We start from the raw sequence: 16,430 nt of genomic DNA on the forward strand, positions 1-16,430 counted from the left end.
CTGATGATATGGCTGCTATCGCTGCGCTGGATACAGGCAAGACGCTATTTTCCGACCACGCAGATCCCGAGCGCGTAAAGTGGATAATACATGCCTTTGATAAGTAAAATTTATTAAATTAAAGCGGATTGCATGCTTTAAAATTAAGCTGTGAGCGTGCAATCCTTGCTATTAAATTTAAACCTGAACGAGATCAGAAATAGAGCTTGTAGCGATAAATTAGCCCGCTTGCTCAAGCGGTGTTGATGGTGTAGCTTGCTATTTTATATATTTTCTGTGGGAAGCCGCCTTGCCTTTGTCCGCTTTAATCTCAAATTTACCCTTTATTTTATACAATCTTTAAAATTTACCGCAAAGGAATTTTATGAAAATCGCTAAAATTTTTAAAGCTTTAGCCGCCGTTTGTCTGCTTGGCTCGGGTGCAAACGCGCTGGAGGAGGGCGTTAATTATCAAGTGCTACAAAAGCCGCTAAACGTGCCGAAAAACAGCGTCGTCAAAATTTTTAACTACGAGTGCCCGCACTGCTATACGTTCGACAGGACGGTCACACCGCAGTTGATGAAAAAGCTTGAGGGGACGGAGTTTTTGCCGTGGCACCTAAAGACCAAGGGCGTGTTCGGACAGACCGCAAGTGGTATATTCGCAGCCCTCATCGTGCTTGATGAAAAGGACGACGTGAGCCTGCTAAGCGACGAGTCGAAATTTAAAAAAGCGAAATTCGCGATTTACAAAGCGATCCACGACAAAAAGGATGATTTTGGCGGCGGTAGCGATAAGCAAAGGTTCATCAAAACCGCGCTAGATACCGCCGGCGTGAGCATGAGCGAATACGAAGCGGCGCTTGCCAGCAAAAAGGCGCAGGCCCTGCTCGCGCAGTGGGACGCGGGCTACGAGGTCGCGGTGATTTCAGGCGTGCCAGCGTTCGTCGTGAGTGGCAAGTATCTCTTAAACACGGCTTCGTTCGGCTCCGTCGATGAAATGGCTGCCGCGGTAAAAGAGCTGCTGGCGAAATAGGTTTCGCCGCGCCAAAGCAAGCTTTGTTTTACGCGCTGCATTAAATTTAGCCACAGCGGCAGGGTTCTAGCAAATTTTATCGCTAGCCGCGCGGAACAATAACGATTAAATTTTACGTTTTCAAAGCGCGGGTTTCGGCGGGTAAGGTTTGAGCCAAAATTTACAAATTTGACTTCAAATTCTGAACTCAAAATTTCAAGGCGAAGTATCGCGAGATGGATTTAAGGGTTGCGACGTAAAAATTTAGCGTGGGCTGGACAAGGTAGTCCGCCGAGCTAAATTTTTACTAGCTCCGTTAAAGACGCTCGCGAGGCAAGCCGCAAAGTTAAATTTGATCGCCGCTTAGTAGTATGTACCCGCTTTCGCTAATGTTTTTAAATTTAACCCCCAGCTCCCGCTTCAGCCTTAGTACGACGTTTTGTATCGCGCCCTTGCTCGTTTGCTCGCCCTCGTAGACGAACTCCTCGATCATCTCGTAGCTCACGAGCTTGTTTAGATTATACGCAAAGAGCCAAAAGAGCTTGTTTTGCAAAAATGATAGATAAATTTCTTCGCCGTTTTTGTAGATCTTTTCTTTGGCGAGATTTATGCTCGTTTGCGGGCTCAGGTGCACGAGCTTTTCGTCCTTTTCGTAGGTTAGAGCCACGAGCAGACGGCAAAGCGCGGCGATATCGACTGGCTTTTTTAGAAACGACGCCGCGCCGTGCTCGATGCTTTTGATGAGGTTGTCGTCGGTGTCGTAGGAGGTAAAGACGATAAATTTTTGCGCGGGCTTTATGCGCATCATCTCCTTCATCATCTCAAAGCCGTTCATCGCGGGCATGTGGATGTCGGTGATGACGATCGTAGGGGCTAGCTTTTTAAAGCGCTCCAGCCCCTCTAGCCCGTCTGCCGCGCCCCAGACGCTTAGGCAGTAGGGTTTTAGCCCGCCTATTAGCAGCTCCCTTGCGATCTCGTCGTCCTCGACGATGAGGACGCTCAGGTCTTTAAGTAGCTTCAAATGCTCTTGCATCTCACTCCTTTAAATTTATCTCAAAGCCGAGCTCAAACGTCGTCGGATCGCCCGCGCTTAGCAGCCTGATGTCGCCTGCGAGCTTTTCGTTTGCTAGCTTTTTGCCAAAATACAGCCCGATACCGCTTCCTTGCTTTTTGGTGGTTTTTGGCTGGGTTAAAATTTTATCCCGAAGCTCCTTGCTCACGCCGCTGCCGTAGTCCGTGACGGCTATCTTGCACATGCCGTTTTCAAATTTGACGTCCAAAAAAACCTGCCGCTTGGCGATTTCGTCTTTGTATCGCTCCACAACCGCGTCCTTGGCGTTGTGTATGAGGATGAGTAAAATTTGCTGCACGATGCCCATTCGCTGCGTGGCCTCTTCGTCTTGAAACTCGCGCAAGCTTACCGTGACGTTTGCCTTGCTAAGCTCGGTGTGCATGAGTTTTAGCAGGTCTTTGATGCAGCGCTGCACGCTAAATTTTTGCGGACTGTCGCTCGTTTTATAGAAATTTCTAAAAATCTCGATCGTATCACTCAAAAGCACGGTCGCAGCCTGGCCTTTTTGCAGCATATGCTCTAGCGTCGCGGCGTCTAGTTTGCCGTCTTTTTGCAGCATGAGCAGGCTTGAGATCATCAAATTTAGCGAATTAACCGGCTGGATAAACTGATGATTTATGCCGCTGATTAGCTCGCCCGCCTCGCTCATACGGGCTTTGTGCTTGAGTAGGGCCTCGTAGTCGTCTTGCAGGTTTTTGATTTTTGAGTACATAAAGTTATGGAGGAAATTCGCCACCAGCGCCAGCTCCGCGAACGCAAAAAGCAGGATAAGGGCGTTTTTTAGCGCGGAGTTAAGCAGTGCGGCGAGCTCTTTTTCGTTATCGGTGCCTGCGCCGATGAACCAGTTTAGCGTGGGGATCTCGGCGACGGAGATGAAATTTGATCCGATATTTAGGCTCGTGATGTCCTCGTCACGCAGGAAAAGCTCTTTAAATTTATCCTCGATCTGCTTTTTTAGCGCCGCATCCTTCATCGGCGTTAAAATTTCGCCGCCGTGCGTGACGATAAAGGCGTATGAATCGGGCGCTAGCTTAAATTTCTCCATATTTTTTAGTATGTTTTGCAGTTTCACCACGCCGCAAAATACCCCCGCAAACGAGCCGTCATCCATAACGGGCACGCATAAATTTAGCGTCGGCTCGCCTAAAATTTTATGGCGCTGCATAAAATTTACCGTGGGCGCGAGCGTGCTTTTGGTCTCCTCAAACCAAACAAGCCCCGTGCGCAGGTTCTTTGGCATCGCTTCATCGTCGCCTAGCTCCTTGCCGTCTACGAATATTTCTCCGTCCTCGCGCAAAAACTGCAAGGCGTCAAATTCCGCGGAGTTTTCTTTGAAAAGTCGTATGAAGTCGCCGAGCTTTTCGTCGTCTCGTATCGCGCCTGCGTTTTGCATAAATTTAGCCGCGCGCACCAGGGAGTGCAGCCGCTCGTCTAGCCAAAACGAGAAATTCCCGACGATATTTTCGCTCGCGGCGATCTTGTTTTTATCCGCGAGCGCCGTGATCTGCGCCTTGGCGTCCTCGTAGTTTTTTACACCCAAAAGTACTACGAAAAGGCTTGCGAAAATGATGATGAAGTAAATTTTAAAATTATGTTCGTGTAAGGCTTTCATGCGCCCAGTATAGCAAAATCGGTCTAAATTTAGACCGATTTAAGCTTTTTTGATAGTTAAAATTTTGCAAACGAACATCGCGGCGAGCACGACGAAGCAGACGCCAAAGCCGATCAGCGTGCACTCTGCCATCGACATAAATTTACTTGAGGGGATCAGGTACCAGCCGTCCTCGTAAAGATCGACGAGATACTTTTGAAAGCCGCTTAGCGTGACGCCGTCCGGAACCATCGGATTATCGTATCCGCAGTCACCCGTAGGTAAAAACCAATCAGGCGCCCACCGCTCAAGCGGTAAGCCAAACGGATAGTGCGGCTCAGTCGAGCAGCCCTGCACGCCAAACGGATCGTCTCCGTGGACGGCATCGTGGATTTTGATTAGTTTTGCGCTATACATTATGCCCTGGATCGCACCCCAAAAGGCTAGCAGGTAGCCCGCGAGCGCGAGGAGTAAATTTTTGGGATTTATGATCGCAACCATGCCTCCTAGCGCCATGCACAAAAAGGCAAAGCGGATATAGACGCACTGCTCGCAAGGCGGCATATAGACGTAGTTTTGAAACAGCGAGTGCGCGAGGATAACAAGCCCCGCGCTCACTACTACGAGGATCGCCCACGGCAGGCGGCTATCGCCAAATTTCGTTATTTTTTCCGCAAATTTCATGCCCGCGCCCTATTTTTTGAGCAGCTCTTCAATTAGCTGCGCCATGCCGTCGATAGAGCTGATGGACTTCGTCATGATGAGATATTTGCCGTTTACGACAAACGCCGGCACGCCTTGGATCTTGGCTACGTCGTAGCTCTCGTCCCATTTTTTAAGCAGTTCGGCGACTTTTGGATCCTCTAGCTTTTTTTGATAGTCCGCTTCGCTGATGCCCGCCGCATCAAGCCCCGTCTTTAAAAACGCAGCCTCGTCCTTGCCGTCGCTCCAGCGCTGCTTTTGATCGTGATAGGCCTTGTAGTAGGCAAATTTTGCTTTTTTAAACAGCGAGTTTTCATCTAGCAGGCTCACGCCCTTTTCCTCGTCCATCACGGCTAAAACGGCGAGAATTTTACTTCCGAGCTCGCCGTATTCGCCCTTGGTTTTTAGATGAAACGGTACGTATTTTAGCCCCGCGACCTTTTCGACGACCTTCGGCGTGACGGTTTTGTCGTATTTATAGCAAAACGGGCATGCGTAGCTAAAGACCTTAACTAGCGTGTTTTGCTCGACTGGTAGCGGCTTTTGCAGCTTTACGTAGTCCTCACCCTCGGTAAACGCGGCTGCGCTAAGGGCGCCGAATATCATGGCGGCTAGCAAGCCTTTGCTAAATTTAGAAAGTAGGTTCATGGAATGCTCCTTAAAATGATTTTGTTTGCGTTAATTTTATATTCTCTCGCCGCCGTAAAACTCACGCTAAGATAAATTTTAGATTAAATTTATAAAATTTCAACTAAATTTTGGCACAAAAGCCAAAATTTGAAATTATTTTTTATAATTAAGCAAGTTTTAATAAACGTGTGATTTCTACGTTAGCGAGGTTGATTAAAATTACGGTATCAAATCAATTCAAAGGAGAATAAGATGAAGCGAATTCTTTCCTCATTTGCACTGGCTGCGGCGCTTTTAGGCGGTCTAAGCACGGCTGCGCTGGCTATCGGCGGACCTAGCGGCGCGCACATCGACTACGGCATCCCGGGCAAGATCGGCGAAGTGGTCGTAAACCCGTACGATACCGCGCCTCTAACGGCGGTCATCAAAAACGGCGGCTACACGCTAGCAAATGCGAAAGTCACTATCGTGCCAAAACCGGACGGTCAGGTTATCAGCTATAAAGTCGCCGACAAGCACCTTCGCACGCACGGCGGAATTCCAGTTTTCGGGCTCTATCCCGACTATCAAAATACCGTGGAGGTCGAGTACGATAAAATTTATAAGGGCCAAACCGAGCACGTAAAAGAAAGTTATAAAATTTACGCGCCTGCTATTTATCTAGAAAGCTCGGGCATGCCGTCTCAAAAGGGCGCGCTGTTTGATAAGATCGAGGTCGTGAAGGCTCCGAGCGCGAAATTTGCAAACCGCCTCTACTATGTAAATAACTTCGTAAATAAAACCGGCAAAGGCACCAAAGTCGTGTGGAACAACCCCGCAGGCGGCGCGATCGAGTGGAACTACAGCCCCAATAACTTCATCCTAGACACCAAAGGCGAAGTGCGCTGGTACCTGGAGCCGAGTAAAATTTACGACCTCAAGCAGCCTTTTTCCGCGGGCGTCATGATGGGCTTTAAGCAAAACGACGACGGCGCGATGACGTGGGGATACGGCCAAAGATACGCCAAATACGACATAATGGGTCGCGAAATTTTTAACCGCGAGCTACCTGCGAGCTACAATGACTTCTCGCACTCTATGGACGTGGCGCAAAACGGGCATTATTTCCTCCGCGCGGCAAACGCCAACTATAAACGAGCCGACGGTAAAAACGTCCGCACGGTCCGAGACGTCATCGTCGAGGTCGATAGAGACGGCAACGTCGTGGATGATTTTAGGCTGTATGAAATTTTAGATCCGTATCGCGACATCGTGCTAAAAACGCTCGATCAGGGCGCGGTGTGTCTAAACATCGACGCTAGCAAGGCTGGCCATACCGCGAGCACCGACGAGCTAGCCGCGATGGATACGAACGAAAAATGGGGCGATATCGTGGGATCTGGCCCTGGGCGCAACTGGGCGCACGTAAATAGCGTGGATTATGATCCAAGCGACGATAGTATCATCATCTCCAGCCGCCACCAAGACGCCGTCATCAAGATCGGCCGCGACAAAAAAGTCAAATGGATAATGGGCGCGCACAAGGGCTGGAAGGATCAGTTTAAGGGCTACTTGCTCCAGCCTGTAGATAAAGACGGCAAAAAGATCGTCTGCGAGGACGAGTACTCAAAATGCCCGGGATATGAGAGCGAGAAGGGCGGATTTGACTGGCAGTGGACGCAGCACACGGCTTTCCGAATCGACAGCAAGTCTAAAAAAAGCGTCGTCTATCTAACCGTCTTTGACAACGGCGACACCCGCGGTATGGAGCAGCCTGCGATGGCGGGTATGAAATACTCCCGCGCGGTCGTCTATAAAATCGACGAAAAAGCTAAAACAGTGGAGCAAGTCTGGGAATACGGCAAACAGCGCGGCAGCGAGTGGTACAGCTCGGTTACCTCGCTAGCGCAGTATCAAGACGACCTAGATAGCGTGATGGTTTACTCAGCGGTCGCGGGCATGCAGTTTGACATCGCCAAAGGCCGCCCGGTCGGCGTGCCTAGCCCTCACATCAACGAGTTTGAATGGGGCGCAAAAGAGCCGTCGATCGAAATCAAAATGACCAACGCGATGGGCTATCAGGCGTTTCCGTTTAGCCTAGAAAAGGCGTTTGAGAAGTAAAATTTTAAAATTTAGCGGTCGCGTTTTGGGCGCGGCCGCTTTTGTTTTAGATTATGGTCAAATTCTACACATCTACTCGATAGAATTTCATCCGAATTTGCTAAATTTTATCCCTCGGTACGGCAAAATTTAGCCGAAAACATAGCTCTTTATTCTAGATAAAATTTAATCATCGGATTTGCGATTTCGCGCTCTGCTTTTGCTATAATTTCGCTCTGCTAAAATTAATAAGCGTTATTTCGGTATAGACGAGCTAGTGCACGGTTTGGATGAAATTTGCATCCCGCTTGAGGGCGGGGGACGACGGGTATGAGGTTAATGCGCCCAAAGGATATTCGTGCGGCAAGGCGGCGCAGCAAAGGAGAAAGAGTGGAAAAATCTAGAAAAAAGGAACTCAAAAAGCTCGCGGCGTAGCGGCAGCGAGATGCATTTGAAAAGAGCCTGTCTATGAATAGGGCGGAGTTTGAGGGGCTATTTGAGTTCTTGGGCTAGAGCTTGGCGCATCGCGACTGCGACGGCACGCATAGGCTCACGCTGGAGTTTTTGTGAGCTCGGCGCGCGCCGAATGAGACGGCGGTCCTAGACTTTTGCGAGCAAAACGGCGGATATTGCGACCGCGAAGTTTTAAATAACGTGCAAGATCGCTTCGAATTTTAAGGGGCTATGTGCAGAAAGACATGGTTTTGCAAGCATCGTTTCAAAAAGGTGGTGCGTAAAATTTAGTAAAATTTTAGCGGCGCGAGGGCTCAAAAGTAGGGCTAAAGCAACGTTTGCGGTGCGAACTGCCGCCGTGCAATAAGCACAAAGCCCACCGCGCCAAACACGCGGGCCTTTTGTAGAATTAATGCTCTAGTTTTTAAATTTGACGCAAAAGGCGGGCAGCTCGCCGTCAAAACGGCAATTAAAGCGTGGTGTGACGGGGCTTGTATGGACTTAAGAACGGTATTGCTCGCTTAATTTAACTATACAAGACGGCGTGGAGATCCAGAGTTTGCCCCCTTAAATTTTATTGCGGTAGCCATCAGGCGGACAGAGATATGCTATGGACGTTTTCATTGAGCGAGCTTGCCGCAGACGCTTTGCTGTGCGACAAGCAGGTTGATTGCAAGATTAGGAGAACTCGCACAAAGCGCTTTTGCGCGAGAGGACTTTGCTGCGGTGCCGACGTAAATTTTATCTGCGCGGCATTTAAATTTAGCCCAAAATTTCCCCGACGAAAAACAGCGCCGACATCGCAAATGTGCAGAGTGCGACTACCTTTAGCTGCCCGTCGAAGTCGCGGCATTCACGCACCCTTAAAACAAAAAATAGGTGCCACACAAGCGGTACAAAGCTAGCTATGTAGAGTAGTTTTACGCCCGGCTCGCCGCGTAAAAGCGAGTAGCAAAGCATTAATCCCACACCGCCCGCGATCAGCGCGTAGTGATAGCGCTTGGCCGCGGGCAGTCCGATACGCACTGGGATTGTGCGTTTGCCTTTGAGCGCATCGTTTTGCACGTCGCGCATATTGTTGAGATTTAGCACGGCGGTGCTTAGCATCCCGCACGCGCACGCAGGCAGCAACAGCGCCGCATCAAGAGAGCGCGCGTATAAAAAGTACGAGCCCAGCACGCTTAGTAGTCCAAAAAACAAAAACACGAAAACGTCGCCTAGCCCTTTGTAGCCGTATGCGTCGGCGCCCACGGTGTAGCGGATCGCCGCATATATCGACGCGCCGCCCAGCGCTAAAAATAGAAGCACGAGATAAAACCGCTCGCCAAACGCCAAAACGCTTAGCGCGAGGCTGCAAAGCGCGGAAAGCAGCGCCGTAACGACTATGACGCGCTTCATCTGCTCGGCGCTCATCTGCCCCGTTTGGATCGCGCGACGCGGCCCCAACCTGCCATCGTCGTCGGTGCCTTTCACCGCATCGCCGTAGTCGTTGGCGTAGTCGCTTAGCACCTGAAACAGCAGCGTCGTAAGCAGCGCCAGCGCGAAAATATCGGCTCTAAACGTGCCCGCGCCGTATGCTGCGCCGCTGCCGAGCAGTACGCCCGAGACGCTAAGCGGTAGCGATCTAAGGCGAGCGGATGCGTAAAGAGCCTTTGCGGTTATCATTTTTTTGCCTTTTGTTTTTGGTTTGTACGCCGAATTTGCGGCGAACCCGAGATAAAATTTAGCGGAAAAACGCCAAAAATAATATAAATTTAGACCATTCGTAGAGTAAATTTTATTTAAATTCGCCTTTTTAATATAAATAGCGGTAAAATAGAGCCAAAAATTTTAGGAATTGTGATGAAAAAAGTTCTTACCGTTCAAGATATATCCTGCGTGGGCAAGGTTTCGCTGACCGTCGCCTTGCCGATACTTAGCGCGATGGGGATGAGCACGAGCGTGATCCCTACGGCGGTTTTATCGATGCATACGGGCTTTTCGGGCTATACCTTTTGCGATCTAAGCTCTCAAATACGCGCGATCATGGCGCACTGGAAAGACCGCGGAGTGGTATTTGACGGCATTTACACGGGCTTTTTGGGCTCGGCGGCACAGATCGAGATTATGAGCGAGCTATTTGCGAGCTTCGGCGGCGCGGGTAAGACCATTTTGGTTGACCCTTGTATGGGCGATAACGGCGTATTTTATCCTGGCTTTAATGAGGATTTTGCCCGTATGATGGTGCTTCTGTGTGCTCAAGCCGACGTCATTACGCCCAATATCACCGAGGCCTGCGCGATTACAGGCGTGCCGTACCGAGAGGATGCGGATAGGGATTTCATCATGGATCTGCTTGCAAGGCTTCGAGAGCTGGGCGCCAGGCAGGTTATTTTAAAGGGCATCGGCTACATCGCCGATCAGTGCGGGGTTTTCAGCTACGATGCACGCACGGGCAGGACGAACGAGTATTTTCACGAGCTGCTGCCGGTTAAATTTAACGGTACCGGCGATATTTTCGCCGCTGTAGCCTTCGGCGCAATAATGCGCGGCAAGTCGTTGGAAACGGCGGTTCGAATCGCTGCGGACTTCGTCGTCAGCACGATCAAAGAGACGATGAGCGACGAGGAGCGCAAGGACTACGAAGGGGTGGATTTTGAGGCAATAATCCCCGAGCTAGTGAGGAAAATCTAAGTTCTAGACGTATTTGGAACTCGCCGCGCGGACAGAGGATTTGTGGTAGAGTTTTAAAATTTTACCGCAAAAGGAAATTCCTAAATTTTATCTGCGGCGTGAAATTTTAAAATTTCAAAATTTATGTGTCGTGTGGGGCATGGAATTTTAGAATTCATGCATTGCGCGGGCTTATAATTTTATCTCCTGCATAGAATTTTAAAATTTGCACCGAAGTAAAGATGCAAAATTTATCACTAGCGCTGAATTCTAAACGCAAGGCTACAGCGAATTTATCTGTTTGCTAGTTTGAGCTGCATTTTGAAATTTTGTACAAAATCTGCTTAAAATTTTATTCCCACAAGCCGTGCGCCATGCACTTATAAAATAATCTCAAAATTTATGAGTAAAATTTAGATTAAAATCCATATCGATGTCACGCAGTTATAGTTTTCGGTATAGAATTTACGCGATGGGTTTATGGCACGAATTTTTATTTGAAATTTCGCTTTAAAAATCTAAAATTTGCGCGGTGAAATTCCATCTGCGGCGGAAAGCTACCGCGTGAAATTTTGCGGCTGCTGCGTTTTGTGATATAGGCAAAATGCGCACCGAGCGTGAAATTTTACAGTAGATCTTGTGGAGAGATTCCGTTATTTTATCGCGTAGCGGTAGAATTTTACTGCGCGAAATCAAGTAGAACTCCGTGCATAATTCCGTAGGCGAAATTTACGCCGTGGCGAATGAGCTTACTCGCGCAAAAGGGCGCTAGCGCAAAATTCCATAGCCTAAATTCCGCGGGCAGAGCTTTACTTTGTAAATTTTAAAGCTAAATTCTGCCTCGAGCATTAAAATTCTAAGTTTACTTAGCGGGCGAGATTTAGGCGAGTAAATTCCGCCCGCTGCGTAAATAGCAAGCGCTTTAAATTTCATTCCACGGGCGCTTTGCTTTGCAAAAATCGCACGAGCGTCTCGTATTCGTCGGGCTGCAACCCCGAGTTTTGTATCATCGTCTCGACCACGCTAGGCCAAACATTGACGTTAAACTCGTCGTATCCGTGCAGCGCGTGACAGCTACCGCAGCGCTCTTTGAATAGATTTTCTCCCGCGTCGTAAATTTTAGCCGCGTCGTCCGTCACGGCAAGCTTCGCGACGTAGCCATCGATAGTGACGTTCGCCCATTCGTTATCGTAGTCGTCCTTCACGGTCTTTAGCGTCTTTAGGCTCTTTGCGTTTTGTGCTTGCAAATCCTGCTCCAAAATCCCAAGCCTCGCGTAGCTTACGTTGCTTCCCTCGGGCACGAAGCCCGCGTATCGCACCTGTACGTAGTCTTTGCCGTCCTTTAACACTTGCAGCTTCGCGCCTACGTGCAGCTTGGCGATCTCCTTGCCGCCCGCTTTGTTTAGAAGCGGGGTTTGAGCCGCGACGAAAAGATCCGCCGCGCCCAAATGGCAAGCTGCCGCGAGTAAAAACGCCGCTAGCGCTTTGGATAAAATTTTACTTCGCTTGCTCGCGTAAATTTTAAAATTTTGTCTCATCGCTAGCTCCTTTTGCCGAATTTCGGCTGTGAAAATACCGCAAGCGGCGGAAGCTCGCCCTGGAATTTCTCGATCTGAACTAGCGCGGTGGCTTGGTTGCCGCACGCAAGCTTCGAGCTGGGCTCGTTGGGTACCAGCACGTTTACGTTGCCGTGAACGCACATATCGCCGCTAGAGCTAAAGAGCGGATCCCACCAGCCGCCCTCTTGCATCCTCACGACGCTTTGCTTTACGTTTTCGGTGACGATGAGCCCCGCAAGCGTGGCGCCCCGATCGTTAAAAACCCTAACTACGTCGCCGTTTTTAAGCCCTCTTGCTTCGGCGTCTTTTGGGTGCATCCACACGGGCTCGCGACCGTCGATTTCTTCTAGGCTTCGTAGCCAAGTGTTGTTTAGCTGCCCGTGCAGGCGGTATTTCGGATGCGGGGTTATTAAATTTAGCGGATACTTTTGCGTCTTTTGCGCGTTCCCCAGCCACTCCATCGGCTCCATCCAAGTTGGATGCGCAGGGCAGTCGTCCAGCGCTGCTTTGGCGATCTTTTTCGAGACGACCTCGATCCTTCCCGACGGCGTTCCGAGGCGGTTTATGATAGGATTTTTTCTAAATTCCTCCATCGCTACGTATTCGTAGGCGTGCTTTGGAATTTCAAATTTCACGAAGCCCTTTTTCCAAAACTCCTCAAATTCCGGCATCTTTATCTTCGATGCGTCCGCTTTTTTCTTCGAAGCGTCGTAAAACTGCTTGATCCACTCCATCTCGCTCTTGCCTTCGCTAAACGCCATATATTCCTTCTCGCCGAACTGCTTTAGAATTTCGCAGTAAATTTTATAGTCGTTTTGCGCCTGCTCGTAAGGCTCGGCGATCTTATGCATAGCGATGATAAATTTATTCGTATGCGACTTGGTTATATCGTCGCGCTCCTGCTCGGTAGTAGCGGGCAGGACGATGTCCGCCATGCGCGCGCTCGCCGTCCAGAAGCACTCTTGGACTATGAAGGTGTCGAGCTTTTCAAACGTGCGCGCGAGTAAATTTGTATCAGGGTGGTGCATATACGGGTTTCCGCCCGCCCAGTAGGCAAGTTTGATGTCAGGGTAGGTTATCTTTTTGCAGTTAAAATCTATCTCCTTGCCGGGATTATTGATACAATCGACGATGCGCGAGACGGGGATTGCGATGTTGTCGCGGTTTTTCCACTCGCCCTCGCTAGCAGGCACGATACTCATGCTGCCTAAGCCCGGAAAAGCCGAAGAGGTAGTCGCCGCGCCGCTTGAGAGGCTTAGCGCGCTTCCTACGGGAGCTGCGGGACTAGGGCAGCCGCCGTCGCTGTAATGATAGCCAAAGCCGTATCCGCCGCCCGCAAGCCCGATCTGGCCCACGAAAGCGGCAAGCACCGTCGCCATCCAGTGAAACTGCTCGCCGTGGTGAGCGCGCTGCGGACCCCAGCCACACATTATCATAGTGCGCTTGCTGCCTAAAATTTTAGCCAAGCCTTTGATCTCATCCTCGCTCACGCCGCAAATTTTAGACGCCCACGCCGCGTCTTTTTTGAGCCCATCTTCGCTTTCGCCTCTAAGATAGGCTTTAAATTCCTCCGCGCCGTGAGTGTATTTTTTAAGAAATTTTTCATCCGCAAGCCCTTGCGCCATCATCTCATAACATATCGCCATCATCATCGCAACGTCGGTGGTAGGGTTGATAGAGATGTGCTCAGAGCCTAAAAATTTAGCGGTGTTATTATAGACCGGATCGATCGTGATAACTTTTACGCCGCGCTTTTGCATCTGCTCTTTTAGCTTTGCGAAATACAAATAGCTCTCGTGATCGGGCACGGCCCACGCGATCTGATTGGTATTGATCGGATCGGCACCCCAGATGAGCACCGCTTCGCTATGCTTTAGGATCGTAGGCCACGCGGTTTGCAGGGCGTTGGCCTCGTCCGTTCCGCTGATGTGCGGGGTTATCGCGCTTATACAGTGGCACGAATAGTTAAGTTTTCTCGTAGTGTAGCCGCCAATGATATTTAGCATGCGACCGAGCAGGGTTTGCGGGTTATTTACGCTGCCGACGCTGTACCAGCCGTAGCTGCCGCCGTAAATCGAACTCGCGCCGTGATCTTTAAGTACGCGCTTTAGCTCGTCAGCTACGAGTTTATACGCCTCATCCCAGCTAATCTCGATCCACTCGTCCTTGCCGCGCATGCTTTTGTCGCTCTGCCAGCCTTTTTCTAGATAGCCTTTTCGCACGCATGGTCGCGCGATGCGCGTAGCATCGTATGTGCGCGCCGCAAGCCCCTGAGTAAGGCTGACTGGGAAAAAATCGAGCTCACTCTCGCTTAAAACGCCTTCGAATTTGCCATTTCGTCTAAGAGCCCTAACCGCGCCGAAATGCGAGGCGGTGATCGGCGCGTCCTCGCTATTCATCAGATCGTCGCTGATAACGCTAGTGGCGTTCGCACTCGCCACACCTGCTGCGCTCGCAGCAACGCCTTTTAAAAATTCGCGTCTTTTCATTTTCTCTCCTTTAATGTGAAATGAATGAAAGATTTATGGAATTTTAGCATTAAAAATCGCGAATTTTTCGGCCTTAAAATGAAATTACAAGTTATAGAGCGAAATTTTATTTTTCTATTTTTAAATAGAGCTAAGATTTTCGCGGCTTATAAAAGCTTAAATTATAAATTAAGTTTTTAAAATAATTTTACTTTAAAAACTAGCTTTTTAAATTTCGCACATCGACTCTTAAAAATTTTAGAATTTTTGAGTATATCAAGAGCTCGTCGGTATTAGGCGCTATAAAATTTCATAGCGCCAGTAAGTCATAGATTGAAAATTAGATATTGATGCGACTACCGTACGCAGGCTGTAAAACATGGCAATCATATATTTTTAGCGCTTATTAGGGGGGTATACTTCTGCGGAATTTTAAAAGCAAAGAAAACAATAAAATTTTAATGCCATTAAATGACAATATCTGACAACGAAAAATGAAATAATACGAAAAATTTTAAGGAGGAAGAAATGAAAAAGATCATTTTAGCTTTGGCTTTTTTAAGCTCTTTTATGTTTGCCGAGAAGGCAAAAGAACTTACGGATGAGCAAATAAATACATTGGTAAAGATCTGCAGAGCGGTAAAGACTTTACGAATGAAAATGGAACCGTGAAGTATGAGGAAGCCTGCGCTACTCTCGGTATGATATATGAAAATATCCCTGTATTAGGCGATCTCGGTGTAAAGCAAGATTTGGCAAAAGCCTTTAAATTTTATAAAAAAGCGTGCGACGGCGGCTATGCTCGTGGCTGCTTTGGATTAGGAGGGTTTTATTTTGAAGGAAAAGAGGTAACAAAAGATGATAAAAAAGCTCTCGAGTTCTTTAAAAAGGCATGCGATATGGGCGATAAAGAGAGCTGCACTTTGGCGGCTGTTATGGACGGCGATAACGCGAATTTAGCAAAGGCGTCCGAGCAACACAAGAAAGATTGCGATAGCAAGGATGATATACTCGCTTGCGGGTTATTTGCCTTATTTATGGAGGGAAAGGATAATAAAGAAGCGGCGAAATACTATAAAAAAGCTTGCGAGCTTGGCAAAAATATCTCGGATTCCGCATTACAAAATAACCCCGCATTTAACGATGGGATAAAGCAATTTTGCAGCAGACCTGCTGAGCTTGAAGCGCAAAATTTAAGGGCTGTGCAGGACGTAATTAAAGCGAAAATCGCCGAAGAGTATAGAATATCTTGCGATTCTGAGGGGAACTGGGTATCTTGCGCGATATACGCCTCTAATATAGAGAGCGACGATCAAAGAGCGGCGATGAGATACTACGACAAGGCGTGCAAATTGGGCAGAAAAATCATAAGTGTCGATTCTAACAAGATACTGCAAAAATCTTGCGAAAAAGTAGTTCGCTGAGGTGGTTTTAAATTTATATGAGGAGTTGTAATGAAAAAGATGATTTTAGCTTTAGTGTTGTTGGGCTATGCAGCGTTCGGCGGTTTGGGAACTAAAATAGATGAAATCATCTGCGAAGCAGGACACGCCGACTCCTGCGCCTCCTCCGCCGCATCATATCTGAAAGAAGCCGAGCGATCAGATAATCTGACGCCTGAGATTGATCTAGGCAAGGCTGCAGAATTCCTCGGCAAAGCTTGCGCAGGCAAGCATAAAGCAAGTTGCTTGCAGCTTGGCATGATGTATCAAGAGGGAAAGGGCACCAAACAAGATATGGCGCAAGCCGCGCAGCTTTATAAAAAGAGCTGCGATGGCATAGGCGGAGAATGGACGGCTTGCGGATTGTATGCAGAGTATCAAATCGGTATAGAGGAAATGCAGGAGGCGGCACTCTATTACGAAAAAGCCTGCAGACTCGGCGACTGGGCGCGTCTTGGTACGACGGACGAAAAAGTAGGAGATATCGTAAATCATTTATGTGAAGCGTCCGAATCGCTAAAATCGTTCCGACCTAAAGAGTCTGCGGCGCAAAGACTTCTACGCGATGCCGCACGATCTTAATTATGTGGCAAAGCTATAAGACGAGTGCTTTGCTAGGCGTAATTTTCACAATATATCACTCGTCACCGCTTGCATAATCGTGAGTATTTTGAAATTTAACGGCATAAATTTAAAGCCGTTTGATTAATTTCTGCGAAGCATTTAGTGAGATTATGGAATTTTAAAATTTAAATTAAGAAGGACGGCATAGTCGTGAAATTTAAATA

15 protein-coding genes and 1 pseudogene are annotated in these 16,430 nt (G+C 48.5%); 8 read left to right on the forward strand and 8 right to left on the reverse strand.

Annotated elements, in window-relative coordinates:
* The first annotated feature begins 364 nt into the window (after positions 1-364).
* Positions 365-1,015 (forward strand): thiol:disulfide interchange protein DsbA/DsbL, encoded by a 651-nt coding sequence (locus Q0393_RS02210; protein WP_298977547.1) that lies wholly within the window; start codon positions 365-367, stop codon positions 1,013-1,015.
* 325 nt (positions 1,016-1,340) lie between these two features.
* Here the strand turns inward: Q0393_RS02210 and Q0393_RS02215 are convergent, their stop codons facing one another.
* Genes Q0393_RS02215 through Q0393_RS02230 form a run of 4 tightly spaced genes read right to left on the reverse strand, consistent with a single transcriptional unit; the run spans position 1,341 to position 5,007 of the window.
* On the reverse strand, positions 1,341-2,027 hold the full coding sequence (locus tag Q0393_RS02215; protein ID WP_298977548.1) for a response regulator: 687 nt from the start codon (positions 2,025-2,027) through the stop codon (positions 1,341-1,343).
* A gap of 1 nt (position 2,028) precedes the next feature.
* On the reverse strand, positions 2,029-3,678 hold the full coding sequence (locus tag Q0393_RS02220) for a sensor histidine kinase (protein ID WP_298977550.1): 1,650 nt from the start codon (positions 3,676-3,678) through the stop codon (positions 2,029-2,031).
* Between the two features lie 39 nt (positions 3,679-3,717).
* Positions 3,718-4,341 carry a protein-disulfide oxidoreductase DsbI gene (gene dsbI, locus Q0393_RS02225; protein ID WP_298977551.1) on the reverse strand — a complete coding sequence of 208 codons (624 nt, stop codon included), beginning with the start codon at positions 4,339-4,341 and terminating at the stop codon, positions 3,718-3,720.
* 9 nt (positions 4,342-4,350) lie between these two features.
* Positions 4,351-5,007 (reverse strand): thiol:disulfide interchange protein DsbA/DsbL, encoded by a 657-nt coding sequence (locus tag Q0393_RS02230; protein ID WP_298977552.1) that lies wholly within the window; start codon positions 5,005-5,007, stop codon positions 4,351-4,353.
* A 234-nt stretch (positions 5,008-5,241) separates the two neighbouring features.
* On the opposite strand from Q0393_RS02230, the gene Q0393_RS02235 reads away from it, so the two are divergent.
* The 3 genes and pseudogenes from Q0393_RS02235 to Q0393_RS10730 all read left to right on the forward strand — a co-directional run.
* Positions 5,242-7,089, forward strand: coding sequence for an aryl-sulfate sulfotransferase (locus Q0393_RS02235; protein WP_298977554.1), 1,848 nt, complete (start codon positions 5,242-5,244; stop codon positions 7,087-7,089).
* Positions 7,079-7,222, forward strand: coding sequence for a hypothetical protein (locus Q0393_RS02240; RefSeq protein ID WP_298977556.1), 144 nt, complete (start codon positions 7,079-7,081; stop codon positions 7,220-7,222). The genes Q0393_RS02235 and Q0393_RS02240 overlap by 11 nt, the downstream gene beginning before the upstream one ends.
* Before the next feature lie 434 nt (positions 7,223-7,656).
* Positions 7,657-7,746 (forward strand): annotated as a pseudogene (locus Q0393_RS10730) (DUF2695 domain-containing protein); the annotation flags it as partial.
* Between the two features lie 537 nt (positions 7,747-8,283).
* Here Q0393_RS10730 and menA read toward each other — a convergent pair.
* Entirely contained in the window at positions 8,284-9,186 is a 903-nt protein-coding gene (gene menA, locus Q0393_RS02245) for a 1,4-dihydroxy-2-naphthoate octaprenyltransferase (RefSeq protein WP_298977558.1), read from the reverse strand.
* Positions 9,187-9,363: 177 nt separating this feature from the next.
* Between menA and Q0393_RS02250 the strand changes: the two genes are divergently transcribed.
* A complete protein-coding gene (locus Q0393_RS02250) occupies positions 9,364-10,194 on the forward strand; it encodes a pyridoxamine kinase (protein ID WP_298977561.1) in 831 nt (276 codons plus the stop codon).
* A 747-nt stretch (positions 10,195-10,941) separates the two neighbouring features.
* Here Q0393_RS02250 and Q0393_RS02255 read toward each other — a convergent pair.
* From Q0393_RS02255 to Q0393_RS02265, 3 genes are read right to left on the reverse strand one after another with little or no spacing between them, the layout of a single operon-like run.
* A complete protein-coding gene (locus Q0393_RS02255) occupies positions 10,942-11,106 on the reverse strand; it encodes a hypothetical protein (RefSeq protein WP_298977562.1) in 165 nt (54 codons plus the stop codon).
* Positions 11,103-11,711, reverse strand: a complete 609-nt coding sequence (locus Q0393_RS02260; protein WP_298977564.1) for a hypothetical protein — start codon at positions 11,709-11,711, stop codon at positions 11,103-11,105. The genes Q0393_RS02255 and Q0393_RS02260 overlap by 4 nt, the downstream gene beginning before the upstream one ends.
* 2 nt (positions 11,712-11,713) lie before the next feature.
* Positions 11,714-14,221, reverse strand: coding sequence for a molybdopterin-dependent oxidoreductase (locus Q0393_RS02265; protein ID WP_298977565.1), 2,508 nt, complete (start codon positions 14,219-14,221; stop codon positions 11,714-11,716).
* A 507-nt stretch (positions 14,222-14,728) separates the two neighbouring features.
* On the opposite strand from Q0393_RS02265, the gene Q0393_RS02270 reads away from it, so the two are divergent.
* From Q0393_RS02270 to Q0393_RS02280, 3 genes are read left to right on the forward strand one after another with little or no spacing between them, the layout of a single operon-like run.
* Positions 14,729-14,872, forward strand: coding sequence for a hypothetical protein (locus tag Q0393_RS02270; protein ID WP_298977567.1), 144 nt, complete (start codon positions 14,729-14,731; stop codon positions 14,870-14,872).
* Entirely contained in the window at positions 14,869-15,624 is a 756-nt protein-coding gene (locus tag Q0393_RS02275; RefSeq protein WP_298977569.1) for a tetratricopeptide repeat protein, read from the forward strand. Before Q0393_RS02270 ends, Q0393_RS02275 begins: the two co-directional genes overlap by 4 nt.
* A 30-nt stretch (positions 15,625-15,654) precedes the next feature.
* Entirely contained in the window at positions 15,655-16,224 is a 570-nt protein-coding gene (locus Q0393_RS02280) for a hypothetical protein (RefSeq protein ID WP_298977571.1), read from the forward strand.
* The last annotated feature ends 206 nt before the right edge of the window (positions 16,225-16,430 follow it).

The sequence above is a fragment of the uncultured Campylobacter sp. genome (assembly GCF_938015785.1).
Lineage (GTDB): Bacteria > Campylobacterota > Campylobacteria > Campylobacterales > Campylobacteraceae > Campylobacter_B.